We start from the raw sequence: 24934 nt of genomic DNA, 5'->3' as shown, positions 1-24934 counted from the left end.
AAAGTTCAGGAAGGGGCGGAGCTGTCCGCCCCTTTTGGTGTGAAGGGATGAGTAGATTGAAGAAACTGGCAATAGCAGCATTGGTTCTGATCCTCATTGCAGGCGGGGCCGTATTCTACGTATGGAATGGTTTACAACCCGTTCAGAGCTCGGAAACTCCCGTCGAATTCACCGTGGAGTCCGGCATGAGCACATCCTCTATCGCCGATCTGCTTGAGGAAAAGGGACTGATCAAAAATGCTCTTATACTTAAAGGTTATCTGAAGCTTAGCGGCGAAGGCAGCCGTCTCATGGCTGGAACCTATGAAGCAACGCCGGGCACTCCCTTCCAGGAGCTGTTATCCAAGATGAACAACGGTGAAGTGAAGCCTGAGGAAATGGTCCGTTTCACGATCCCCGAGGGATATACGATCCTTCAGATGGCGGAAACCATCGCTCGCGAGAGCGGCATCGACAAGAAGGAGTTCCTGGAGGTTGTGGATCAGCCATCCGGCTGGAGTGTGCCCATAACGGAAGAGATTCCCGCTGAAGCAAATCTGAGGCATCATCTGGAGGGCTACTTATTCCCGGCGACCTATGAACTGCCGAAGAAGGATCTAACGGCAAAAGGCATCGCAGAGACCATGCTGAAGGAAACCGAGAAGCGTTTGGCTGAAATTCCGGATTGGGAGAGTCAGTTGGAGGCGCGAGGCGTGACGTTTCATGAGCTCATGACCATCGCTTCGCTGGTGGAGCGTGAAGTGGTTGCGGACCAGGAGCGCGCCCTGGTAGCCGGCGTGATTTATAACCGGCTGGACGAGGATATGAGGCTTGAAATCGATGCGACCGTTCAATATCTGTTAGATAAGCCGAAGGAACGGCTGCTTTACGCCGACCTGGAGGTCGAGAGCCCGTATAACACTTATCGTCAAAAGGGACTTCCGCCGGGGCCTATCTCGAGCCCGAGCCTGGAATCCATTCAGGCAGCCCTGAACCCGGAGAAATCCGATTATTTGTTCTATGTGACGAAGAAGGACGGTACGCAGGAACATCTCTTTGCCAAAACGTACAAAGAGCATTTAAAAAACATCGAAGCCAGCAAAAAGATGGCACAACAATAATATGACGTGTTCAGCAAGTCCGATTGCGGCAGGCAGGCGACGCCTCAGCACTACGGCATGAAAGAGGCTTGTTGAACAACCTCTAATAGGGAGGAAATCATCATGAGTATCAAACCTGAATTATTGGCGGCGGCCGGCTCCGTGGCCGATGCTGCTGCTTACCTGGAAGCCGGAGCCGATGCGCTGCTTGTCGGCGAAGACTGCTTCGGCATGAGATTGCCCGGCAGTTTGACCCTGGACGAAATTGCGCAAGTCGTGCAGCTTGCTCACGGGCAAGTGAGCAAAGTCTACGTAAGCTTGAACAACTTAATGACCAATGATTTGCTGCCGGAGCTTCCTGCTTATGTTAAGGCGCTCGGAGACATCGGAGTGGATGCGGTGGAGTTTAACGATCCCTCGGTGCTAACTACCGTAAAAGACTTGGCTCCGCAGTTAAAGCTCCACTGGAATGCGGAAATGACCGCCACCAACTATTCAACGGCCAATTACTGGGGAAGCAAAGGCGCCTCCCGGGTTATTTTGGCGCGTGAATTGAATATGGACGAAGTCACGGACATGAAGCCGCAGCTTCAGCTGGAAGCGCAGGTCCAGGTCCACGGCATGACCAACATCTATCACTCCAAGCGGCGCCTGGTGAACAGTTACATGCAGCAGCAGGGCAGACCGGTCAATGACGGCAGCCTGGGCAAAGAGCGAGGCCTGTTTCTCATCGAGGCCGAACGCCAGGACGAGAAATATCCGATCTATGAGGATATCAATGGCACCCATATCATGAGTTCGGAGGATATCTGCATTCTGGAGGATCTGCATCTGCTGATGGCAGCAGGCGTGGACAGCTTTAAGGTGGAGACGCTGCTGAAGCCGCGCCATTACAATGAGGTTGTAATTCGAACTTATCGTAAAGCGATCGATCTCTATGCTGCAGACGCTTCAGCTTATGCGTTTCAGGAAGAGTGGATGGACGGAATCCGCGCGATTCAGGATCCGGAACGCGAATTGTCGTTTGGATTTTTCTACAAGGAACAAGTTTATTAAGGAGTGGACAGCATGGAAGCAATGGCACAGCCAAAATACAAAGGCAAACGCTATCGCCTGGACAAGCCGGAATTGCTCGCCCCGGCCGGTAATTTGGAAAAACTGAAATTTGCGGTGCATTATGGCGCCGATGCGGTATATATCGGAGGGCAGAAATACGGCCTTCGTTCGAATGCGGACAACTTCAGCTTCGAAGAAATGAAAGAAGGCGTGGAATTCGCCAAGAAATACGGCGCGAAGGTGTTTGTGGCCACCAACATTTATGCGCATAACGAGGACATCGAAGGCATTGAATCCTACCTGCGAAGCCTGGAAGAAGCAGGCATAACAGCGATCATCGCTGCCGATCCGGCGATTATCGAGGTTGCCAAGCGCGCTGCGCCTAAACTTGAAGTACATCTGAGCACGCAGCAGTCCACGCTCAATTGGCAGGCGGTGAAATTCTGGAAGGACGAAGGATTGCCGCGGGTCGTACTGGGACGGGAGACAAGCCTGGAGGAAATCGCAGCGATTAAAGAGAATGTTGACATTGAGATCGAAGCCTTTATCCATGGAGCAATGTGCTCCTCGTTCTCCGGTCGCTGCGTATTGTCCAACCATTTTACGGACCGTGATTCGAACCGGGGCGGATGCTGCCAATCCTGCCGTTGGAAATATGATTTGTTCGAGGATGGAAGAGAAGAGCAAGGTCAATGGGTGTCGGAAGAGCAGCAGCTGATGGAACAGCCTGCCCCTGCTCCATCCCCGTTCAAACCGGGCGTTACCCAGATCCCGCTGTTCCAGCCGGAAGATAATCAGTTTACGATGGGGTCGAAGGATCTCTGCATGCTGGAGCATATTCCGGATCTGATCGAGGTCGGAATCGACAGCTTCAAGATTGAGGGACGGATGAAATCGATCCATTACGTTGCGACCGTGGTCAATGTGTACAGACAGGCGATTGATTCTTACATGGCCGACCCTGAGCAATATGTATTGAAGCCTGAATGGATCGAGGAAATTAATAAAGCGGCCAACCGACCGCTGAATACCGGGTTTTTCTATGATACGCCGGACCATGAGGATCATATTTATGAACCGGAAGAGAAGGCGGTCCCTTATGATTTCGCCGGATTGGTGATGGAATATGACGAGCGCTCGGGAACGGCCGTCATCCAGCAGCGGAACCACTTTAAGCCTGGGGATGAAATCGAGTTTTTCGGGCCGGAAGGGACCTTCTTTAAGCAGACGGTAGGGCCTATCCAGGATGAGAATGGAAGCGAACTGGATGCAGCTCGCCATCCCCTTCAGCTCATTCGCATGAAGGTGGATCAGCCGGTGCGTCATTTTGATATGATGCGAAAACGCAAAGGATAACAAAATATAGTTCTTCGGAACTACACAATTGAGAATCCGGGTCTGTGGATGGACCTTGGATTCTTTTTGTTTGCAAAAAAATTAGGATTTAAGAATTATTTTTTTGCGAAAACCCAAAGGAAAACACCCCCAATTGTCGAAATAAAGAATAACGAATACGTTTCAGGGGATTGGACCGGCGTATTAATAATATGATTGTGGTAGGTGAACAGCTAATGTCAGAAGTTGAGCAGCATGATAAGAAACCGAAAAAGGACAAGAAGCCCGGAGGAAACAAAGAGAAAAAGAAAACGCCTTCGGCATCATCAGGGATACATACTGCCAAGTCGTTCGTTTCTAACATGGGAACGGCCATAAGCCGGATGCCGATGAACCCGGCAAAATCCGTCGGCATCCGGTTGTTCCTGATCTTTTTGTCAGCCATTGTATTTTTTGTGATCGTCCTGGGTTATTTGTCTTACAACAAGGCAAAGGACACGATTGAGAAGAATGCTGCAAACGGCAATCAGCAGACGATTATCCAAACCTCCGAGAAAATCGACATCATTCTGGATAAGTACGAAAATGCCGGCAGACAAATCTTCTATGACATTGAATTGCAGAAGTTGTTGTCCGAGTACACGGATAAGAAGTTAAGCGAGTACGATGCGTTTACGGTGGAGCGGACCATTCGCGATAAGCTATCCAATCAGATTACATCGGACTCGGCCATTAGAGCCATTTATTTGATCCCTTCCAAGGGAGAGAAGATCATATCCGCAGGACAATCCTCGGAATCCTCCAAAACCGTCCTTGAGCAAAGCTGGTATGCCGAACTGAAGGAAGGCGACAAGAAGATTATGTGGCTGCCAACGATGCAGAACAGCGGTGCTCCGTATTTCACGATTGCCCGCTCCTTGGGTTCCATGAACGACCTGACGTCTACGTATGTCGTCATGTTTGAACTGAACGCCTCGGTGCTGGATGCCCAGCTGAAGGGAATTAACCTTGGCGAGAACGGCCAACTGCAATTGATCAGTCCTGAAGGCATCGTTGTTTCCTCCAGCGATTCCTCCATCGTGGGATCGGAAACCGCTTGGACGTTTGCGAAAGAGTTTCCGGCCGACACCAAAACGGATGACGTAAGAACGAAGGATGAGGAAGGAAGAAATGTACTGGCGGTTTATAATACGCTGAGCACGAACGATTGGAAGCTCGTAGGCTCTGTCCAAACCAGCGAGCTCACGAAGGATGCCTCCAGCATACTGGTCATCACGCTGATCGTGGCAGCCATCGACGTTATTTTTGCCATTCTGATCGGTATTTGGATGGTAAGAATGATTGCCCGTCCGATAGGCAAGCTTAACCTGCTGATGAAGGAAGGCGCTAAAGGGAATTTGAATGTTCGTACAGACCATAAGAGCCAGGACGAAATCGGTCAGCTTTCGGCCAGCTTCAACGATATGATGGAGCAGATTACCGGACTCGTGCAGCAAACGAGCAATACCGCCCAGGAAGTGCTTCGAACGGCTGCCGAATTAAGCGATGCCTCGAAGAAGACGGCGATTTCGGCCAAAGAAATTGCCGTAGCTACTGAGGAAATTGCGAACGGAGCAAGCAGTCTGGCGGTTGAAGCAGAGCGCGGCAGCGATCTGACTAATAACATCTCGAAGCAGATGCAAATCGTTGTTACGGCTAACGAAGAGATGGGCAAATCAGCCCGTCACGTAGAAAGCTCCAGTGAGCTGGGAACGAAGCATTTGAGCGACTTGCTGGATAAGACCCATCAGACCGAGGATATGACACGCTCGATGATGCATAAGGTTGATGGCTTGAAGGAAACGACATCTTCGGTTGCCAAAGTGCTTGATGTGCTTCAGAACATCACCAAGCAAACGAACATCCTCTCCTTGAATGCAACGATCGAAGCGGCCCGTGCCGGAGCAGCTGGTAAAGGCTTCATGGTCGTGGCCGATGAAATCCGCCAGTTGGCAGACCAATCCAGGCAATCCATCGATATGGTCAGCCAAATTACGGACCGCATCATGGCCGAGATGAACGAAACCGTGCAGGTACTGCTCGATGCGAACCCGCTCTTCAAGGGTCAGATGGATGCCGTTAAGGAAACGAACGATATCTTCGTATCCGTTCAACAGCAGATGGTAGAATTTATCGATCGCTTGGATTCCGTCACGCATTCGATTGATGAGCTGAATGAATCTCAAAATGTACTTTCGGAAGCGATGAGCAATGTGAGCGCGGTAGCCGAAGAATCCTCCGCAACTTCGGAAGAGGTGGCTTCTCTCTCCACAGAGCAGCAAAGCGTCAGCAGTCAGCTGGTTAATCTGTCAACACAGCTTGAGAATGTATCGAATGAGCTGAAAGAGACCTTGTCTCGTTTTAGATTATAGGAAGTTGTTTCATAGGCTGTTCCATCCGTTAAGCGGGTAGGAGCAGTCTTTTTTCTGTTACGGATAAAAATGGCTTTCAGAGGGTATCATAACGGAGAATATGGTTGAAGGAGTCGAGGTCACATGAAGACGAAGCAGCCTGGCCAAACGCCTGAATTCCTGTCAACGCACCTAAAGGAAAACCTGGAAACATTAAGTCTGTTGCTCAATGACCCCAGCGACCTCACCACGAAAGTGCTTCAGGTTGGGGGCAGTTCATACACCTCAGCCATTGTCAGCCTGGAAGGATTATCCGATCAGTTGTTGATTAAGGAGCAGATTATCCAGCCGATTCAGCATAACCCGGAGCAATACGCGTCATCCATGAAGGATGTACGGAATGTTCTCCATGAAATCGAGAATCGGATGATATCCCTCCAGATCACCAACCGAACGAGACGCTGGGATGAAGTCATTCCGGTCATTCTTTCGGGCGATACGATTCTTATGCTGGAGGGTTCGGATGAGGTCCTGCTGATCAAAACCCGCAAATGGCCGGGACGGAGCATTGAGGAGCCTCAAACCGAAGCGCTGGTGCGCGGCCCGAGAGTAGGATTTACGGAAAGTATCTACACCAACATCTCCCTGCTGCGAAGACATATTCGCGAGCCCAACCTGACGATTGACCCCCATACCATCGGCAGGCGATCGAACCAGTCGCTTGCAGTCGTCTATATTAAAGGATTGACGAATCCGGAGCTGATCGAAGAAGTCAACCGCCGGCTGAAGTCGCTGGATCTCGACTATGCCCCTGAATCCGGGACGGTGGAGCAATGGATCGAGGACAGCTTTTTATCGCCGTTTCCCCAGATCCTCAATACCGAGCGACCGGATAAAGTCACTTCCGCCCTGCTGCAGGGAAAAGTAGCGATTTTGCTGGACGGTACCCCTTTTGTGCTTCTGCTTCCGTTTACTTTCATTTCCCTGTTACATTCCCCGGAGGATTATTACGAACGATGGAGCATTGGCTCGCTGATACGTTTGCTGCGTCTTGTGGCCATCGGAATTACTTTGTTTCTTCCCGCGCTGTATATTGCCATCCTGTCTTTCCATCCCGGCATGATCCCGTTTAAGCTCGTATTCTCGATTGCTGCTTCACGGGAAGGGGTGCCCTTTCCTGCAGTGATCGAAGCCTTACTGATGGAAGTTACACTGGAATTGCTGCGCGAAGCGGGAATTCGCCTGCCGAAACCGATAGGTCAGACAATCGGCATTGTCGGAGGACTTGTAATCGGGGAGGCTGCGGTTCAGGCGGGGATCGTGAGCCCGATTATGGTCATCATCGTGGCACTGACAGCCATATCCTCCTTTGCCATTCCGTCTTACAGCGCAGGCATTTCTTTTCGAATGCTGCGCTTTGCGATCATGATTGCTGCAAGCTTTCTGGGACTGTATGGGATTGTGCTGACCTTTATCATGATCTGTATCCACTTGATGAGGCTGCACAGCTTCGGAATCCCTTATCTGAGTCCCATTGCCCCCTCTGTTCAGCACGATTGGAAGGATATGTTTATCCGCGTGCCGGTGACTTGGCTTACGCTTAGACCTTTATTTATGAAGCCCCAGGATATCCATCGGGCAAAAAAGCGGTGATTCGTAATGAACCTTAACCAACGAAGCAGTCAAACGATCGGCAGAAAAGAGATTGTTTACTCTGTCAGCAATATGATGATTGGACTCGGAATCCTCACGCTCCCCCATACGATTGCTAAGAAGACCCAGTTCTCGGATGGCTGGATGCCGATCATTCTCGGCGGCATGATCGCATTTGTATTTGCTTGGGCCATCGGCGTATTGGCTTCGAGGTTTCCCGGTAAAAACTATCATGCAATGGCCTCGATGATTTTGAGCCGAAAAGCAGCCCATGTGTTGACGCTGTTAATGAGCCTCTACTTTCTGTTATTTGTCAGTTACCAAGTGCGCGGCGTTTCTACGATAACGAGGCTGTATTTATTCGATAACACACCGGAGGAAATCATCGGGCTGGTTTATTTGCTGGTATTAATCTATGCCGTTGCCGGCCCAAGCATCGCTTTGGTGCGCTTGAACCTGATTTTTTTTCCTATCGTTATCACGATTTTGCTGTTGATCGTCCTCTTGAATCTTGGAAGCTTAAACATGCACTTTCTGCTGCCTGTGTTTAAAACGGACTGGAGGAGAATCGTTGCCTCTTCGAAGGATACCGTATTCTCCTATCTAGGACTTGAGATCATGCTGTTCTACAACATCTATGTCGCTAGGAAAAGCAAGCTTCCAGGCTCTATCTTACGCGGGCTGATGATACCAGTCTGCGTATACTTTGTTGTTTTCGTGTTTGTCATTGGCGTTTTTGGACCGATGGTGGTTTCCAATACGCTGTATCCGTTAGCCGAATTGGCCAAAGAGGTTGAAGTTCCGGGAGGAATATTCGAACGGTTTGAATTTTTCTTTTTTGTCATCTGGTTGATGACATTGTTCAGCACGAATGCGATGGCGTTTGACGTGGCTTTATTGGCGCTGGAATCCGTATTCCCTAAACATCGAAGATTTACGATGATCCTTGTTCTGGCACCGATACTGTTCATCCTCGGTTTATTGCCGAGCACGCTCCGAGAACTCAACGTATTTGCGGAATGGATCAGTTATATGGGGGTCGGATCCGCATGGGTGCTTCCGGCACTGCTGCTCTTGATCGCTAAAGTTCGGGGGGTGAAGGGGGATGGCTAGAAAACTCCGGATGCTCCTGGCGCTCCTGCTGTTATGGCCGACAGCGGGCTGCTGGGACCGCATCGAAATCGAGGAGCGGGGATTTGTAGTCGGCACGGCTCTTGACGCGGCAGAGGAAGGACAAATTAAGCTTACGTTTCAAATTGTCGTGCCTACGCAGATGAAAGGCTCCAGCGGCCAAAAGAGTGAGGGAGGGAGCCCTTTTATCAATCTGTCCTCAACCGCGAGCAGCGTATTCAAAGCCGCGCGGAAGATGTCGAATGAGATCAGCCGCTCTCCTTACCTGGCCCATAATCAAGTGATCATTATCTCCGAAGCGCTGGCCGGAACGGAGCACGTAGGCGATGTACTGGATTTGTTTGTCCGGGATCCGGAGAACCGGCGAGCTTCTAATATTATGGTCGCTGAGGGAGAGGCGAGCAAGATCCTGGAGATCCATTCAAAGATTGAAACCTTGCCTGTGCAGTACATTCGTTCAACGCAAGAAAATAAGGACAAAAGCGAATCCATCACGCCTCCAACGAATATGGGGGAACTGCATCATTTCCTGTTGTCCAAGTCGAGTTATGCGCTGCCCCGGGTATCGATCACGCAAGACGACAGAGTATCCACCAGCGGCGCAGCTGTGTTTAACGGCGAGAACTACAGGTTCATGGGATTCCTGGACAACGATGAAACCACGGGCCGGAACATGATGCAGGGAACGGTAAAAACCGCATCCCTGGAACTGGTCGTTCACGGCAAACAGCTCGTTTATGAAGTCAGGGAATTCAACCGGATCATTCGAGTCCATCTGGACGATCGCGGACTTCCCGAGTTTGACGTTGAAATTTCGGTCAGAGGCAATATTGGGGAAGCTGAGCTGGAAGAGAGCGAAATCGTTCGCGAACTAAACGGGGAGATCAAACGCAAGGCGGAGGAACGGATCAAGGAAATCGCAATGGATGTCATTCAAAAGGCCCAGAATGATTATAAATCGGACTTTTTGGGCTTCTGGAAGAAATGCCAAGAGCAGGAGTACGAAACATGGAACCGTTACAAGGACGACTGGGACCGAGGTCAAAACATTTTTTCGCAATGCAAGATCCATGTGCACGCAGACGCAAGAGTCCGGACCATTGGAACCATTACCGGGACGGAATAAGGAAGGCAGGTTGATGGAAATCATGGATTTTCGCTACGATATTTTGTTAAATCCGCTTGTCGTGATTGGTATACTGCTGCTCATCATCGTACCGTTGACCTTATTCCAAACAAACCGGTATCTGCACAAATATGGGGATCCGCCCTGGAAGCAGCCGGAGAAACCGGATGATGGTGCAGAGAGAAGCGAACATGATTGAGTCAGGTTCCATATGGAAATAATAAGGAAACAAAGACTCAATTGGAGGAGCGGAACCATGAGGCTAATCCGCAATAAGCGAATTACATACGGATGGCTGATTTTGACGGTATTGATTGCCATTTTGACGATGCGCCTTGCCTGGGTGCAGCTCGTGATGAAGCATCAACGGGTCCCCGGAAGCCGGCATACAATGGTTGAGGCATCGCTTATCCAGCGGGAACGGGGTATCGTGCTGGATTCGGGCCGCGGACATTTTACGGATCGCAACGGAAAACCGCTCACAGGCAATTTGATCTGGACCGCCGTATTGTTTCCGGCCGGCGAGAAGGAGCTGAGGGGCGCCCATCATCAGGTTGCCAAGCTGGCCCGCATCCTGGGAACGGACACGAATCAGTTGCTGCAAATCTGGGGCAAGCTAAAGGAGCCGCAGCTATGGCATGGAGCGGATTCCCGCATTCCACGTTCCTTGTCCAAGGAGCAGATCGAGCAGATTCGCGAGCTTGAGCTCCCCAAACTCAAGGTTCTTCCTTATGAGCAGCGGTACGGTAACCGCCAATCGGGCATGCAGTGGCTTGGTTTTGTATCCGGCCAGCGTAAGGAAAGCCTGTTCTTTCAGGATTATCCGGAGATTTCGGGAACCAGCGGCCTGGAGAAGACGATGGATTCGCTGATCCGGGGTGAAGGACCTACGATCGTCTATTTTCCGGTAAACAGCACGAATGATGTAATTCAGGATATGAAGCCGATGGTGAAGGCGCCGGACAATCGGTACTATCCGTTACGGGTATCCACAACGATAGATATCGATATTCAGCGGGGGATCGAGGCCATCACGGATAAAGCGGACATGAAAGAAGGAGCCGTTGTCGTGCTGGATGCACGCAATGCCGATATCGTGGCGATGGTATCCAGACCGTTTTACAATCCGGAGCAGATACATCCGAAAGACGGTCAGTGGGAGAATCGCGGATTGAAAGCGGCCACGCCAGGCTCCGTGTTCAAGCTTGTAACGGCAGCGGCCATTTTGGAGAATGGTCTCAGCTCGCCAAACGAACATTTTCATTGCGATGGGGAATTCGGCAAGTTCGGATTGTCCTGCTGGAAAAAGGGCGGGCATGGAACGATTGATCTGCGCGAGGGCTTTGCGGAATCCTGCAACGTCGTATTTGCCACGCTTGCGGAAAGATTAACCCCACAGCAAATAACCTCAGCGGCATCCGCGCTGGGCTTTGGGCAAAGCGTAGGCTGGCAATCACAGCAGTTTTTAGGGATTCGCTCATTTGCACCGTTGGATCATGAAGAGAAGGGGACGGTCTTTTCCGGCTCCGCAGATGCCTCCGATGCAGGCGTGAGAGTGCAGACAGGCATAGGCCAACGGGACGCTGCCGTATCCCCGCTCCAAGCCGCTAATGCGATGGTGACGCTGCTTCATGGCGGGGTGAAGACCAAGCCGCGTATTGTGAAGCAGATTCGGTACGCGAACGGCCAATTGCTTCAGGAAACGAAACCGCTGTACGAACGCCCATCAGGAAACGGTATTTCCCGGGAAACCTCTTCGATCCTGCTCGAATGGATGGAGGATGTCGTTCAAGAGGGAACAGGAAGCTCTTTGAGTCATCGGAAATGGACCCTTGCAGGCAAATCGGGAACCGCTCAGGTCAAAGTAAAGGGCCGCGCCCGAAACAACCAGTGGTTTGTCGGGTACGGCCCGGTGGAGAAGCCACGTTATGCGGTGGCAGTATTGGTGGAGAATCGGAGCACGAACAGCAGCAATCAGGCAACCGAAATATTCGGTCAGGTCTCCGATTTCTTGGCCTCGGTTGAAGCGGGCTCCGGCTCCGCGTAAGAGCGGGACATATCCCAAGGGGACACATCGAATTCTTCGCTCGGCAGATGAATCCACTGCTTCAGATATCCCTGCGCAAGCAATTCTTTGATGAGAATCAGCAGGATGGGAGCCAGAATCAAACCGGCAACCCCAAATATCGACAGGGAGATCATCATAAAGGACAGCATCAGAAAGGCGGAGGATACGCCGATCGAGTTTCCCGTAATTTTAGGCTCGAGCAGCTGTCTGGAAATGACCACCACGGCAAGCAGAACGATCAAGCCGATCGCAAGCCCGGTGTTGCCTACAATGAACAAATAGGTGATCCACGGAATAAGAATAACGGGAACCCCGAGCAGCGGCAATACATCGAATACGGCGCAGATAAGCGCAACGGACAGGGAATTGCCCGTACCTAATATCAAGAGTCCTATGTATACAATGACAAAGGTGATGCTGACCAGCTTCATCTGGGCTTTAATATAAGAGCCGATTGCCTTGAATACATTGTCCTTCAGGAAAACGAAAGCCGTCTTGAGCGTCTTCGGCGTCTTGTCCTTGGCGATTCTCCGCCAGCTGCCGATTTCCGTGCTCAGGAAGAAGGCGAGGATAATCGCAACCCCGAAATTCGCGATGAACGAGGAGAACGACCCCATAAATCCAACGATGTAACGGAAGAACGACTCTGCAGCGCCCTGGGCAAAGGTGGTAATGTCTTGGAAGTAACCGTTCAGGCGGTCCGTCAGATCCGGCGGCAGCGCGTCGAGCTTCGTCTGCAGGAACATCAGGGTTTCCGAGAAATGTTTCTGGATCGTTTGGGTGTAAGCCGGCAAATTATCCTGCAGATTCATGAATTGCGATACGATGAGCGCTCCGGCTCCAAACAGGATGCCAAGGATGACGAGCAGGAAGAGCAGAACGGATATCGCGGCGGCGAAAGGCTTCGGAAGCCCCCTGCGGTGCAGGAATTTGGAGAAAGGCTCAATAATCAGGAAAACGAGGAAAGATAAAAACACCGGAGCCGCAATCTGGTAAAGCTTACTGAATATGAGCATGATCAAGTAAACCGTAAGCACGATTAAACCTATATCGAAGGCTGTTCTCCAATATTTTTTATACAAGGGAAGCATAGTGGGATATCGGCTCCTTTATACTTTATTGATAGATATCATTGTACACGATTTGCGAAAAAAAAGCCTATTTCTTTAAGTGCTATGATAAAATAATAATAGTGTCTTCATTAGAAAAAGAAATAAAAAGCGGGGAGTTAGCATGCAAACGTTACTGCTATGGTTGTTTTACCTTTCATCTTTTTATGCATTCATTCCCGGCATCCTGACCCGGATATTCGGTTTTCGAGTATTTCGCAGGGGAACAGGCTTGGAAGACTTCGCCTTAACCTTTGATGATGGTCCTGATCCGTTCTATACGCCAAGACTGCTGGATCTATTGAAGCGGTATAATATGAAAGCGACTTTTTTTCTGGTCGGTTCCCATGCCGAGAAGCATCCGGAAGTCGTCAAACGCATTCATAGCGAGGGTCATCTGATCGGGATTCACAACTATGTTCACAAGAGCAATTGGTTAATGCGACCCGTGACCGTCCGCAAGCAAGTCAAGCGCACGGACGATATCATCTACGCCATAACCGGCGAGCGCTCGCGATATTACAGACCGCCTTGGGGAATCGTGAATTTATTCGATTTTGCCAAGAATACCGGCTGCCGCATCATCTTATGGTCCTCGATGTTTAATGATTGGCGAAGCAAGATCGGCGCTGACAAGCTGACTCAGCGTATGCTGGCCAAGCTGAACGGCGGCGAGGTTATGCTCCTCCATGACTGCGGTACGACGATGGGAGCGAACCCCGATGCGCCGGAGCAAATGCTGATTGCCTTGGAACGCGTACTGAAAGTCGCAGAGCAGAAGGGAATGAGAAGCATCCGAATCGACGACATGATGGCTAAGGAAAGCAAAGCGAAAGCGAAAGCGAAGAAGCTGTCTCCTCTCAAGCGGTTGATCGTCTCGTTGTGGCTCTTGTGGGAAAAAGCATTTCATGCGGTGTTCGCGCTCGAAACGGTTAATCCGGAGGATCCGATGCTGCATTTCCGAAAGCGTGCCTTCACCGGCAAAACGGTCGTGATGGAAGACGGCAGCCGACTTGAGAAGGGTGACCAGGTGCTCGAGCTCCACTTTGACAACAAAAAATTGTTCGAGATCGGCAGCCGCTCCCGCTCGGAAGTGCAGCTTGCCATCAAAATGATTCGTGCCGTGCAGAAGGATTTGCCTTCTCTGGCGAACATGGTGCTGGACCGGCCCGAGTTTAAGGATATCAAAGGTTTGTATGCCGTAACCATGATTTCGCGGGGCCCCGAGCAATTTGGATTCCATGTGATGGATTTGCCTCGGGGGCTGTTCGCAAGTTCGTCCAGATTGTATCTGAAACTGCTGCTCAGCGTCATTCACCCGAAAGGTCAGGCCCGCCTGAAGGAGGGCACCCAGATGATGGAGCCGAGAATGCTCATCATGCCGGTGGATGTTCTGATCGGACGCTATGCGGAAAAGAAAACGCAGGTTTTGCCTCCATCGGAGGAACAGCAGGAAGTTCAACAGGAGCACGCGGGTGATCTGGCGGTTGCCAGTGTCTCGCAAGGCATGTAGTTTATCGAAACGATGCTTTCCGCCATTATGCATGGATTATCTCTTAGATGGTTTTGGTTATTAAAAAAGGGGTTATCCCCGCAGGCTTTTGCTAATGCCTGCGCGGGATAACCCCTTTGCTTTATTTAGGATTAGATTTTCAATACGCCGCCAGAGCTGGCGTTGGTCACAAGCTTCGAGTAGCGGGCAAGGTAACCGGTTTTCACTTTAGGTTCGAACTCAACCCATTTGCTGCGGCGTACAGCCATTTCCTCTTCGGAAACGTCCAGCAATTGAATCGTCCGTTTATTCAGGTCCAGCTCGATGATATCTCCGTCTTCAACGAAAGCGATAGGTCCGCCTTCAGCCGCTTCCGGCGAGATGTGTCCGATGCTGATGCCGCGGGAAGCGCCGGAGAAGCGTCCGTCCGTGATCAGACCGACTTTGGCTCCAAGACCCATGCCTGCAATCTGCGAGGTCGGCGCCAGCATTTCCGGCATGCCCGGTCCGCCCTTCGGCCCTTCATATCGAATGACAACCACATGGCCTTCCTTGACCTTGCCGTTGGCAATGCCGCTAAGCGCCTCGTCCTGGGAGTCAAAGCAGATAGCAGGTCCTTTATGGTATCCGCCAACCGACGGATCGACCGCACCGACTTTGATGATGGAACCTTCAGGAGCCAGATTACCGTACAGTACCGCGAGTCCGCCGCGCTCGGAATACGGGGAATCGATCGGATGGATGACGTTCTCATCCTGGATTTCGCAGCCCTCTACGTTCTCGGCCAGCGTTTTGCCGGTTACGGTAATGCAATCTCCGTGCAATGCACCCGGCTTCTTCAGGAGCTCGTGCAGAACCGCGCTCACACCGCCTGCCAAATGCACATCCTCGATGAAGTAATCCGAAGCCGGAGCCAGCTTGGAGATGTGAGGAACGCGGTCAGCGACTTCGTTGATCCGCTCCAGCGGGTAATCAAGGCCGGCTTCATGGGCAAGCGCCAATGTATGAAGCACCGTGTTGGTGGAGCCGCCCATCGCCATATCGAGCGCAAACGCGTTGTCGATCGCTTCCACGGTTACGATGTCACGCGGCTTCAGGTCCATTTTGACAAGCTCCATCAATTGTTTGGCCGATTGTTTAACAAATTCTCTGCGCTCTTCGGCGATGGCAAGAATGGTGCCGTTGCCCGGCAGAGCCAGACCCAGCGCTTCGGCGAGGCAGTTCATGGAGTTGGCGGTGAACATGCCGGAGCAGGATCCGCAGGTTGGACATCCGTATTGTTCCAATTCCAGGAGCTCATCGTCATTGATTTTGCCGACCTGGTGAGCGCCGACGCCTTCGAATACGGAAGTCAGGGACAATTTGCGGCCTTTGCTGTCCACGCCGGCCTTCATCGGTCCGCCGCTGACAAACACCGTCGGGATGTTAACGCGCAGGGCGCCCATCAGCATGCCTGGCGTAATTTTGTCGCAGTTCGGGATACACACCATGCCGTCGAACCAGTGGGCGGATACAACGGTTTCCAGGGAATCCGCAATGATCTCGCGGCTTGGCAGCGAGTAGCGCATGCCGATATGTCCCATGGCAATTCCGTCATCCACGCCAATGGTGTTGAACTCGAACGGAACGCCGCCGGCTTCACGGATCGCATCCTTCACGATCTTGCCGAATTCCTGAAGATGCACGTGACCCGGAACGATATCGATGTAAGAGTTGCACACGGCGATGAACGGTTTGCCGAAATCCTCTTCCTTAACGCCTGCTGCACGCAGCAAGCTGCGGTGCGGCGCGCGGTCAAAGCCTTTCTTGATCATGTCTGAACGCATTTTTTTGGTTGTCATGATGTCGATTTCCCCCCAGATCTATTATAAAATTGTTACGCTTTAGCGCGGTCTTCCGGCAAAGCAGCCGGGTACCTGTAAACAGCGAATAGGTTTTAAATGAGTCTATCACAAAAAGGCAGGTTTTTCTACATGATATTAATAGGAAGCGATGGAAGGAAGGCTGTCGTGGCGGCCAAGAAAAAGCCTGTCCCCCTTGGTCGGGAACAGGCTTCCTACGGATTGGGTATGCTATTTCTTGCCGCCTTTGCGGCCAATTTCCTGATAGAATTCGCGATTATGATTCCGCGAGGTCGCTTCGCCGCCCTTTTGACCGATTTCCTGGTAAAACTCGCGGCTATGGTTTTTGGACGTCGCTTTGCCGCCTTTTTTGCCGATTTCCTGGTAGAATTCGCGGCTGTGTTTTTTGGCGGTGGCTTCGCCGCCAAGACGTCCGGCTTCTTCGCGGGTCATCTTTCGGTTGCTGTTGGTTGCCATGAACAAATCACTCCTTTACCGTCGTATTTGCTATGCGTATATGTTACTTACCACGGTCCATTTGTCATGAATCAAAACATTCGACTAAAGATTGGTAAATTTTCAAGTCGGAGCGATTTCTTGATCCCATGCGCTAATAACGCTTAAATCAGAGTTTATTTCATGGTTTAATAAGAGTATGATCAAGAATAGGATAGGGAGGTTTTGAACCGTTGCCGTTTGTTCAACTGAAAGGACGAACCGTTCCCTGCCAAGGGATCTTGTTTGATAAAGACGGTACGCTGCTTCATTTCATGGCGCTGTGGGGAGGATGGGCCGATTATGTGCTCGAGTTCATGGAGGAACGGCTGGAGCTGATGGGATCCGGCTTTACACTGCCGAAAGAGCAGGTGCTGGGGACCAAGCACGATGCCGGCGGACGCGTATCGGGGTATGATCTGCGGGGTCCGCTCGCCATGGGTACCGTGGAGGAGACGAACGGGCTTCTGGCATGGCAATTGTACGCAGCCGGGATGCCATGGAACGAGGCGATTGTGCAGGTCCATCAGATTACGAAAAATGCCATGTACGAAGTCCGCCAGCGAAAGCCGGCATTCCCGATGCCCGGACTGGAACATTTCCTGAAAAAATGCAGCATGGCCTCCGTGAAGATGGCAGTGGTGACTTCGGATCAAACCTCAGGTGCCATGGAGCAGTTGGAATGGATGGGGCTTCGCTCGTATTTTACGGTTATCATGGGAAGAGATCAGGTTCGAAATGGCAAGCCGCACCCCGAAATGACCGAGGCGGCCTGCCGCCGGCTCGGGATCAAACCGGAGGAAGCGGTCGTCATCGGCGACAGCAACGCGGATATGCAGATGGCAAAGCAAGCAGGCGCTGCGCTGGCCGTAGGTTTAATGACGGAGGAAGGGGAGCCGGCGCATCTGACAGATGCCGATGTTGTCATATCCGATTATAATGAATTAGACGTGCACAGGTAGACGTGTTATTTTAAGGGCTGTACGGAGGTGTATAAGAGTGGAGAACAGGGAAAAAATCGAGCAGTTGGCAACATGGATCGAAGCGAGCGACTACATTGTTTTTTTCGGGGGAGCCGGTACCTCCACCGAGAGCGGAATTCCGGACTTCCGTTCGGCAGCCGGACTGTACCAGAGCGAGCACCAGTCTCCGTATCCGCCGGAGGTCATGCTCAGCCATACTTTTTTTATGCAGCATCCGGAAGTGTTTTACGACTTTTACCGGAGCAAGATGCTGCACCCGTTTGCGCAGCCGAACGGCTGTCACCGCCTATTGTCGAGACTCGAGCATGATGGGAAGCTAAAGGCGGTCATCACGCAGAATATCGATGGTCTGCATCAGTCGGCGGGATGTTCCGAGGTGCTGGAGCTTCACGGTTCCGTGCACCGCAATTATTGCATGGATTGCTCCCGATTCTACAGCCTTCAGGATATTCTGGACATTAAGGAAATCGTCCCGCGCTGCAAGGATTGCGGGGGGCTGGTTCGGCCGGACGTCGTGCTGTATGAAGAGGAATTGGACCAGAACGTCATCATGCGCTCGATCCAGGAGATATCGACGGCCGATTTGTTGATTATTGGCGGGACTTCCCTGACGGTACACCCCGCTGCGAGTTTGATATCCTATTTTCATGGAAGCAAGGTAGCATTGCTGAATGCAGATCCAACCCCATACGATCACCGGGCAGGCCTCCTGATTGCGGATCGGATCGGTCAAGTCATGACGCAGGTGGATAAACTGATCAGCACGTGAGGGGACAAAAGGCGGCGTATTGCGGCACCTGCCCCTGTAATCGTTTTCTTGTCAAAGGAAGACCAAACGCGATAAGATGGAATTTAGCAATGGACCTATTCACTCAGAGAGGCAGGGATTGCAAGTGACCTATGTGGCTAGCGAAGACCGCTATGAAGGAATGAAGTATAACCGCGTGGGGCGGTCCGGGCTGAAACTTCCCGCGATCTCCCTTGGATTATGGCATAATTTCGGTGGCGTCGACACGTACGAGAACGGGCGGAACATGATTACGCGCTCCTTCGATCTGGGCATCACCCACTTCGATCTGGCGAACAATTACGGACCTCCTGCAGGCTCTGCCGAGGAGACTTTCGGTAAAGTGCTTTCCAGAGACCTTAAGGCATATCGTGACGAAATCGTCGTTTCGTCCAAAGCCGGCTATTATATGTGGCCCGGTCCTTACGGCGATTTCGGATCGCGTAAATATCTGGTATCAAGCCTCGACCAGAGCTTGAAGCGAATGGGCCTGGACTATGTGGATATTTTCTATCATCATCGGATGGATCCGGAAACGCCGCTCGAGGAAACCATGGCAGCGCTGGATCATCTCGTTCGTTCAGGCAAGGCGCTGTATGTCGGAGTCTCCAACTATTCGCCGGAGAAGACCCGGGAAGCGATATCGATCCTGAAAAGCCTGGGTACCCCGCTGCTCATCCATCAACCGAGCTACTCCATGCTGGACCGCTGGGTGGAGAACGGTTTGCTTGACGTCCTGGAAGAGAACGGGGTCGGAAGCATCGCCTTCACGCCGCTTGCCCAAGGGCTTTTGACGAACAAATATTTGAACGGCGTGCCTGTCGATTCCCGTGCCGCAAGCGCATCCGTGTTCCTGAACGAAAGCAATATCACGCCTGAGGTGCTGCGCAAGATCAGAGCCTTGAACCAAATCGCCCAAGCCCGGAACCAGAGTCTGGCTCAATTCGCGCTCGCCTGGGTTCTGCGCGGCGGCCGGGTGACGTCTGCCCTGATCGGAGCAAGCAAAGTAAGCCAGATAGAAGACAACGTGGCAGCTTTGAACAATCTGGAGTTCTCGAAGGAAGAGCTGGATCGGATCGAAGCGATTCTCAAAACGGAGAATGCATCTCCTTCGGAAGGATAGATACTGACGAAACATGGTGGCATTGAAATAGATACAAAAAAAGGGAGCGCCTTTAGGATGATAACCGACCTGAAGGGCGCTCCTTTTTTTGCTAAGGGATGGCTTGGGCGCACTCTTTAAGTAAGCGCGGATGAAGAGATGATGTCCTTGCGGTACCGCGACGGGGATCGGCCGACGAGCCGCTTGAATTGGCGCGAGAAATAGAGCGGATCGGTCAGTCCGACCGATGCGGAAACCTGCTCGATGGACAAATCGGGACGTTCGCGCAGCAGCCGTTTGGATTGGTCGATTCTTAATTTAAGCAGATACGTGATCGGAGTCATACCCGTTTCCTGCTTGAAGATCCGTGACAGGTATGCGCGGTTGTAACCCAGGCTCGTACACATCTGTTCGATCGAGACGGGATGGGCGTATTGGGAAGCCATGTAATTGATCATCTGCTTCACCGTGCGCTGAACCTGGGGTTCTGACAGCGTCAATCGGGACGGCCGATCGCTCTGATTCATGATCTCGGCCCAGATTAAATGCAGGTAACCGATGGCGGCCATGTGAGAGCTTTCTTCCCTGGATTGAAAATGGCCCTGGATGAGGGATACATAGCCGGGAATGGGGTTGTTCTCCACGAGGTGGAGGACAGGCTTTTCGGGCGTGAGCCCCAAACGGGATATCTCTTCATCGGCGTGTTCTCCGTCAAAGGCGACCCAGCGGTAACGCCACGGCTGGCTCGCATCGGATACATAGCTGACAATCTGGCCGGGATGGATCAGGAAGCAATCGCCGGGCCCGAGCTGGTATCTGTCGGTTTCGGTCCGAAATACGCCATGGCCCGATTCGATGATGTGCAAGAGGTAATGATCGAATATTTTCGGCCCCAACGCATGCTCCGGAAGGGTCTGGCTCTCGCCGGCGAATCGCACGTGGAGCCAGCCGCCGCCTTGCTGTGCTGGGTTGGAAGCAACAGAATAGGTTGGTTTCATCATTCATTTTCCTTTACAATGAGTTTGGGAAAAAGAGGAACTACAGGGATTTCGTGATCATGAATTTATTGTACCTCCATAAGTCACATAAATCCATATGTAACACACAAGATTTCATTATCGGTAAACGAGATTTCCATTATACTGAAGACAGTAAAACTACCATATGTACAGGATGGAGTGATAGGCAGTGACGACGCAACAGCTTATGGAAAGATTTATGGACAAGCACGGTGAGAGCCAGCATAAGGTTCGCATATTTAATGCGCCGGGGCGCGTGAACCTGATCGGAGAGCATTTGGATTACAACGGGGGCTATGTGCTTCCGGCAGCACTGGAGTTTGGCACAACCTTGATTATCCGGCCTCGTGACGATAACAAGGTGAGCTTTTCATCCACCAATATCCCCTATGAATTAACGATCAGTCTGGACGAGGATTATGGCTACAAAATCGATCAATGGACGGATTACCCGGTCGGCGTCATTACCGAGCTGAATAAAATCGGCTGCGGGCTCAGCAGCGGCTATGACCTGCTGTACCACGGGGATATCCCGAACGGGGCAGGCCTCTCGTCCTCGGCGTCCATCGAAGTGGTCACGGCTTACGCCTTCTTGAAGATGGAGGGCAAGGAGACGGATACGGTGGAGATCGCCAAGCTTTCGCAGCGGGTGGAGAACCTGTTCGTCGGCGTCAACTCCGGCATCATGGATCAATTCGCCGTAGCCAACGGCAAGCAGGATCATGCCATTCTGTTAATGTGCGATACGCTGGAGTATGAGCTGGTGCCTTTCCGGACCGGAGCATACAAAATCGTGATTTCGAATACCAACAAACGGCGCGGACTCGTCGATTCCAAATATAATGAACGCCGCAGCGAATGCGACCGCGCTTTGGAAATTTTGCAAAAGGAGCTTCCGGCGTTATCGTATCTCGCCCAGCTGAATCCGGATCAATTCGCGACCTTGCGGGACAGCATCCGGGATGAGACCGTCAGAAGACGCGCCCAGCATGTCGTTGAGGAGAACCAGCGCGTGCTTGATTCCGTGAAGGCTTTGAAAGAGGGGAATCTGGAAGTTTTCGGACAGTACATGAATCAGTCCCATGACTCTTTGCGTTATCTGTACGAAGTCACGGGCGACGAGTTGGATGCTCTGGTGGAAGAAGCCCAGCGGATTCCGGGTACGCTCGGTTCCAGAATGACGGGAGCCGGCTTTGGCGGCTGCACGGTATCCCTCGTGCACGAGGACGCGGTGGAACGTTTCATCGCGGAAGTGGGACAGCAGTATGAGGCCAGAACGGGACTGAAGGCGGACTTCTACGTATGCGGCGTAGGTCAAGGCGTGCATGAAGTAAAGGAGGGCGAATAATATGGCTATTTTAGTGACTGGCGGAGCAGGTTATATCGGTTCACATACCGTGGCGGAGCTGCTGGAGCAAGGGGAAGACGTTGTTGTCATCGACAGCCTGGAGACGGGGCATCGCGAAGCGCTGCTGGGCGGAAAACTGTATGTCGGCGATCTGCGCGACAAGGCGCTGCTGAAGCAGCTGTTCTCGGAAAACGATATTGATGCCGTTATCCATTTTGCCGCGAATTCTCTGGTCGGCGAGAGCATGAAGGATCCGGTGAAATATTACGATAACAACGTGTACGGCACGCTGTGCCTGCTGGAAGCGATGAATGAGGCGGGCGTTCGAAAGATCGTCTTCTCTTCAACGGCCGCGACCTACGGTGAGCCCGAGAAGGTGCCGATCGAGGAAACGGACCGGACCCAGCCGACGAACGTGTACGGGGAAACCAAGCTGATGATGGAACGGATGATGTCCTGGTTCGATACCGTGCTCGGGGTGAAGTATGTCTCCCTTCGTTACTTCAACGCGGCCGGCTCGCATGCCAGCGGCAAGATCGGCGAGGATCACCGGCCGGAGAGCCACTTGATTCCGCTCGTTCTGCAAACCGCTTTGAAGCAGCGCGCCAGCATTTCGGTGTTTGGCGACGATTACGCAACTCCCGATGGCACGTGCGTCCGCGATTACATTCACGTCAGCGATCTGGCGAATGCGCATCTGCGCGCGGTTGAATACCTTCGTCGCGGCGAGTCCAGCAATGTGTTCAATCTCGGCAACGGACTCGGGTTCTCGGTCAAGGAAGTGATCGAGACATCGAAGCGGGTGACGGGTGCCGACATTCCGGTTGTCATGGAAGCCCGCCGTGCGGGTGACCCTGCGGTATTGGTGGCGTCTTCGGACAAAGCGCGCACGGTTCTCGGATGGACGCCGTCCAGAACGACGCTGGAGGAGATTATCGAGAGCGCATGGAAGTGGCACAGCAGCCGTCCGGACGGTTACGGCGACAATTAATCCAAGGGGGACGATGAACATGAATGCTGCAACATCAAGTACTCCCGAATCCAAGCAGGTTCTGCATGCCATTGAAATGCTGGTGCGATTCGCGCTTCATAAAGGCCTGATCCAGGCAGCGGATGCGGATTACAGCCGCAACCTGCTGCTGGAGGATTTCGGGTTCAGCGAGCCTTACGGCGACGAAGTGAACGACCTGATGCCGGATGGGCCCCAGGCTATGCTCGACATCCTGATCGATTACGGTGCGGCGCATGGCATGATCCCGGAGAATACCGATACGTACCGGGATTTGCTGGACGCCAAAATCATGGGCCGCCTCATGGCAAGACCTTCGGAAGTAACCGCTCGGTTCCGGACGGTAGAGCAGGAGCAGGGGATCATCGAGGCTACCCGGCAATTTTACAACCTGTGCATCGACTCCAACTATATTCGGATGGATCGCGTAGCCAAAAACGAATACTGGCGGCATGCCAGCGCGTATGGCGATATTGAAATTACCATCAATCTATCCAAGCCGGAGAAGAGTCCGAAGGAAATCGCCATGGCCAAACTGCTGCCTCCGCCGATTTATCCGAAATGCCAGCTATGCCGGGAGAACGTGGGTTATGCAGGCAGGGTCAATCACCCGGCGCGGCAAAACCTGCGCATTATCCCGCTGGAGTTGAACGGTGAGCCATGGTTCTTCCAATACTCGCCGTATGTTTACTATAACGAGCACTGCATCGTATTCCACCACGATCACGTGCCGATGAAGCTGACCAAGGCGACGCTTGCCCGCCTCTTGAGTTTTGTTGATGCTTACCCGCATTATTTTCTCGGATCGAACGCGGATCTTCCGATTGTCGGGGGCTCCATTCTCACACATGATCATTTCCAGGGGGGACGGCATACCTTCCCGATCCAGAAAGCACCGAAGGTGGCCGGGTTTACGCACGGGGATTATCCGGGGGTATCCGTTGCCATCGTGAAATGGCCGATGTCGGTGATCCGGCTATCCTCAAGCGATCGGGATTCGCTGCTTGAATGCGCGAACGGCATTTACGAGGGCTGGAAAACCTACAGCGACCCTTCGGCAGACATTGAGGCCTTTAGCGAAGCGGACGGCGAACGGGTCCGCCATAATACGGTGACTCCGATTGCCCGCCGTAATGATGAGGGCATCTATGAGATGGATCTGGTTCTGCGGAACAATCGCACCAACGAGCAGCATCCGGAAGGGATCTTTCATCCTCATCGGGAGATGTTCCACATCAAGAAGGAAAACATCGGCTTGATCGAAGTGATGGGGCTGGCGATCCTGCCGGGTAGGCTCAAGGAAGAGCTGGATCAGATCGCCGAGATTCTGGCGGGGAACGAGGCACTGTATGCGGACAGCCAGGCTGCTGACCATCCGCTCGCCGTCCACGGCGACTGGATCGAGGAGCTGCGGGGCCGGGGTATAGCCGCATCCGATAAAGCCGGGGCCACCCAGCTGGTACGCCGGGAGGTCGGCAGCAAATTCACGACGATTTTGGAGCATGCCGGGGTATACAAACAGACGGCGGAAGGGCAGCAGGCATTTCAGCGCTTCCTGAGCCATATGGGATACGTCCCTGACAGCAGATAAATATTCTTGGATGGAAATATGATGTATTGAAGCTAACGATAACCAGGATCATCATTCAAACAGCCGATCATTCCGAAAGAAGGACGGCTGTTTGTTTTGCATAATGGGAATGGTATAGAATGAAAAAGCACGCATGAATGAATTAGATGCAAACCAGATGTGATGGAGGTAATGTGACATGAGACCTTTTGTCTTTCATAATCCGACTCAGTTGATTTTTGGCAAGGGCAAGCTGAGTGCTTTAAGCGGTGAAGTGGCCAAATACGGCCGGAATGTTTTGCTGGTGTACGGCGGCGGCAGCATCAAGCGCAGCGGCCTTT

19 protein-coding genes and 2 pseudogenes are annotated in these 24934 nt (G+C 52.2%); 17 read left to right on the top strand and 4 right to left on the bottom strand.

The features are described from left to right. The first annotated feature begins 56 nt into the window (after positions 1-56). From mltG to HMPREF9412_RS16345, 9 genes are all read left to right on the top strand, one after another. A complete protein-coding gene (mltG, locus tag HMPREF9412_RS16385) occupies positions 57-1100 on the top strand; it encodes an endolytic transglycosylase MltG (RefSeq protein WP_009592743.1) in 1044 nt (347 codons plus the stop codon). Positions 1101-1202: 102 nt separating this feature from the next. Further along, positions 1203-2135, top strand: coding sequence for a peptidase U32 family protein (locus tag HMPREF9412_RS16380; protein ID WP_009592757.1), 933 nt, complete (start codon positions 1203-1205; stop codon positions 2133-2135). Between the two features lie 12 nt (positions 2136-2147). Beyond that, positions 2148-3491 carry a peptidase U32 family protein gene (locus HMPREF9412_RS16375; protein ID WP_009592761.1) on the top strand — a complete coding sequence of 448 codons (1344 nt, stop codon included), beginning with the start codon at positions 2148-2150 and terminating at the stop codon, positions 3489-3491. Positions 3492-3706: 215 nt separating this feature from the next. Then, positions 3707-5881, top strand: a complete 2175-nt coding sequence (locus HMPREF9412_RS16370) for a methyl-accepting chemotaxis protein (protein WP_009592774.1) — start codon at positions 3707-3709, stop codon at positions 5879-5881. Between the two features lie 123 nt (positions 5882-6004). Next, positions 6005-7513, top strand: a complete 1509-nt coding sequence (locus HMPREF9412_RS16365) for a spore germination protein (protein ID WP_009592808.1) — start codon at positions 6005-6007, stop codon at positions 7511-7513. 6 nt (positions 7514-7519) lie between these two features. Beyond that, the gene (locus HMPREF9412_RS16360) at positions 7520-8626 is read left to right on the top strand and encodes a GerAB/ArcD/ProY family transporter (RefSeq protein WP_009592762.1); all 1107 of its coding nucleotides are present in this window, start codon (positions 7520-7522) and stop codon (positions 8624-8626) included. Then, positions 8619-9770, top strand: coding sequence for a Ger(x)C family spore germination protein (locus HMPREF9412_RS16355; RefSeq protein ID WP_009592764.1), 1152 nt, complete (start codon positions 8619-8621; stop codon positions 9768-9770). The genes HMPREF9412_RS16360 and HMPREF9412_RS16355 overlap by 8 nt, the downstream gene beginning before the upstream one ends. A gap of 13 nt (positions 9771-9783) precedes the next feature. Beyond that, positions 9784-9969 (top strand): hypothetical protein, encoded by a 186-nt coding sequence (locus HMPREF9412_RS16350; protein ID WP_009592749.1) that lies wholly within the window; start codon positions 9784-9786, stop codon positions 9967-9969. A 57-nt stretch (positions 9970-10026) separates the two neighbouring features. Then, entirely contained in the window at positions 10027-11817 is a 1791-nt protein-coding gene (locus HMPREF9412_RS16345) for a peptidoglycan D,D-transpeptidase FtsI family protein (RefSeq protein WP_009592766.1), read from the top strand. On the opposite strand, the gene HMPREF9412_RS16340 is transcribed toward HMPREF9412_RS16345, so the two are convergent. After that, positions 11766-12929, bottom strand: coding sequence for an AI-2E family transporter (locus HMPREF9412_RS16340; RefSeq protein WP_015734070.1), 1164 nt, complete (start codon positions 12927-12929; stop codon positions 11766-11768). The genes HMPREF9412_RS16345 and HMPREF9412_RS16340 overlap by 52 nt on opposite strands. A gap of 142 nt (positions 12930-13071) precedes the next feature. Here HMPREF9412_RS16340 and HMPREF9412_RS16335 point away from each other — a divergent pair, with 142 nt between their 5' ends. Beyond that, positions 13072-14460 (top strand): polysaccharide deacetylase family protein, encoded by a 1389-nt coding sequence (locus HMPREF9412_RS16335; RefSeq protein WP_009592788.1) that lies wholly within the window; start codon positions 13072-13074, stop codon positions 14458-14460. A gap of 131 nt (positions 14461-14591) precedes the next feature. On the opposite strand, the gene ilvD is transcribed toward HMPREF9412_RS16335, so the two are convergent. Both ilvD and HMPREF9412_RS16325 read right to left on the bottom strand, forming a co-directional pair. Then, the gene (gene ilvD, locus HMPREF9412_RS16330; RefSeq protein ID WP_009592740.1) at positions 14592-16280 is read right to left on the bottom strand and encodes a dihydroxy-acid dehydratase; all 1689 of its coding nucleotides are present in this window, start codon (positions 16278-16280) and stop codon (positions 14592-14594) included. 237 nt (positions 16281-16517) lie between these two features. Further along, positions 16518-16757, bottom strand: a pseudogene (locus tag HMPREF9412_RS16325) (KGG domain-containing protein); the annotation flags it as partial. Positions 16758-16969: 212 nt separating this feature from the next. On the opposite strand from HMPREF9412_RS16325, the gene HMPREF9412_RS16320 reads away from it, so the two are divergent. From HMPREF9412_RS16320 to mgrA, 3 genes are all read left to right on the top strand, one after another. Beyond that, the gene (locus HMPREF9412_RS16320; RefSeq protein WP_009592760.1) at positions 16970-17737 is read left to right on the top strand and encodes an HAD family hydrolase; all 768 of its coding nucleotides are present in this window, start codon (positions 16970-16972) and stop codon (positions 17735-17737) included. A gap of 37 nt (positions 17738-17774) precedes the next feature. Further along, the gene (locus tag HMPREF9412_RS16315) at positions 17775-18527 is read left to right on the top strand and encodes an NAD-dependent protein deacylase (protein ID WP_009592798.1); all 753 of its coding nucleotides are present in this window, start codon (positions 17775-17777) and stop codon (positions 18525-18527) included. Positions 18528-18651: 124 nt separating this feature from the next. Next, a complete protein-coding gene (gene mgrA, locus HMPREF9412_RS16310) occupies positions 18652-19668 on the top strand; it encodes an L-glyceraldehyde 3-phosphate reductase (protein WP_009592780.1) in 1017 nt (338 codons plus the stop codon). Positions 19669-19784: 116 nt separating this feature from the next. On the opposite strand, the gene HMPREF9412_RS16305 is transcribed toward mgrA, so the two are convergent. Beyond that, positions 19785-20648: an AraC family transcriptional regulator gene (locus HMPREF9412_RS16305; RefSeq protein ID WP_009592745.1), complete on the bottom strand. Its 864-nt coding sequence runs from the start codon at positions 20646-20648 to the stop codon at positions 19785-19787. A 187-nt stretch (positions 20649-20835) separates the two neighbouring features. On the opposite strand from HMPREF9412_RS16305, the gene HMPREF9412_RS16300 reads away from it, so the two are divergent. The 4 genes and pseudogenes from HMPREF9412_RS16300 to HMPREF9412_RS33340 all read left to right on the top strand — a co-directional run. Next, positions 20836-22014, top strand: coding sequence for a galactokinase (locus HMPREF9412_RS16300; protein WP_009592765.1), 1179 nt, complete (start codon positions 20836-20838; stop codon positions 22012-22014). A gap of 1 nt (position 22015) precedes the next feature. After that, the gene (galE, locus tag HMPREF9412_RS16295) at positions 22016-23005 is read left to right on the top strand and encodes a UDP-glucose 4-epimerase GalE (protein WP_009592759.1); all 990 of its coding nucleotides are present in this window, start codon (positions 22016-22018) and stop codon (positions 23003-23005) included. Positions 23006-23024: 19 nt separating this feature from the next. Further along, on the top strand, positions 23025-24614 hold the full coding sequence (locus HMPREF9412_RS16290; protein WP_009592769.1) for a UDP-glucose--hexose-1-phosphate uridylyltransferase: 1590 nt from the start codon (positions 23025-23027) through the stop codon (positions 24612-24614). A 178-nt stretch (positions 24615-24792) separates the two neighbouring features. Beyond that, positions 24793-24934: pseudogene (locus HMPREF9412_RS33340) on the top strand (iron-containing alcohol dehydrogenase); the annotation flags it as partial.

It is taken from the genome of Paenibacillus sp. HGF5, from assembly GCF_000204455.1.
Taxonomy (GTDB): domain Bacteria; phylum Bacillota; class Bacilli; order Paenibacillales; family Paenibacillaceae; genus Paenibacillus_AQ; species Paenibacillus_AQ lautus_A.
The sequence above is the reverse complement of the archived record's forward strand: the minus strand, read 5'-3'. Positions and strand labels throughout refer to the sequence as shown.

What these genes read in the sequence shown, in the direction of transcription:
- HMPREF9412_RS16380 (WP_009592757.1), top strand. Translation starts at nt 1,203, where the DNA reads ATGAGTATCAAACCTGAATTATTGGCGGCGGCCGGCTCCGTGGCCGAT.
- HMPREF9412_RS16375 (WP_009592761.1), top strand. Translation starts at nt 2,148, where the DNA reads ATGGAAGCAATGGCACAGCCAAAATACAAAGGCAAACGCTATCGCCTG.
- HMPREF9412_RS16370 (WP_009592774.1), top strand. Translation starts at nt 3,707, where the DNA reads ATGTCAGAAGTTGAGCAGCATGATAAGAAACCGAAAAAGGACAAGAAG.
- HMPREF9412_RS16365 (WP_009592808.1), top strand. Translation starts at nt 6,005, where the DNA reads ATGAAGACGAAGCAGCCTGGCCAAACGCCTGAATTCCTGTCAACGCAC.
- HMPREF9412_RS16360 (WP_009592762.1), top strand. Translation starts at nt 7,520, where the DNA reads ATGAACCTTAACCAACGAAGCAGTCAAACGATCGGCAGAAAAGAGATT.
- HMPREF9412_RS16355 (WP_009592764.1), top strand. Translation starts at nt 8,619, where the DNA reads ATGGCTAGAAAACTCCGGATGCTCCTGGCGCTCCTGCTGTTATGGCCG.
- HMPREF9412_RS16350 (WP_009592749.1), top strand. Translation starts at nt 9,784, where the DNA reads ATGGAAATCATGGATTTTCGCTACGATATTTTGTTAAATCCGCTTGTC.
- HMPREF9412_RS16345 (WP_009592766.1), top strand. Translation starts at nt 10,027, where the DNA reads ATGAGGCTAATCCGCAATAAGCGAATTACATACGGATGGCTGATTTTG.
- HMPREF9412_RS16340 (WP_015734070.1), bottom strand. Translation starts at nt 12,929, where the DNA reads ATGCTTCCCTTGTATAAAAAATATTGGAGAACAGCCTTCGATATAGGT.
- HMPREF9412_RS16335 (WP_009592788.1), top strand. Translation starts at nt 13,072, where the DNA reads ATGCAAACGTTACTGCTATGGTTGTTTTACCTTTCATCTTTTTATGCA.
- ilvD (WP_009592740.1), bottom strand. Translation starts at nt 16,280, where the DNA reads ATGACAACCAAAAAAATGCGTTCAGACATGATCAAGAAAGGCTTTGAC.
- HMPREF9412_RS16305 (WP_009592745.1), bottom strand. Translation starts at nt 20,648, where the DNA reads ATGATGAAACCAACCTATTCTGTTGCTTCCAACCCAGCACAGCAAGGC.
- galE (WP_009592759.1), top strand. Translation starts at nt 22,016, where the DNA reads ATGGCTATTTTAGTGACTGGCGGAGCAGGTTATATCGGTTCACATACC.
- HMPREF9412_RS16290 (WP_009592769.1), top strand. Translation starts at nt 23,025, where the DNA reads ATGAATGCTGCAACATCAAGTACTCCCGAATCCAAGCAGGTTCTGCAT.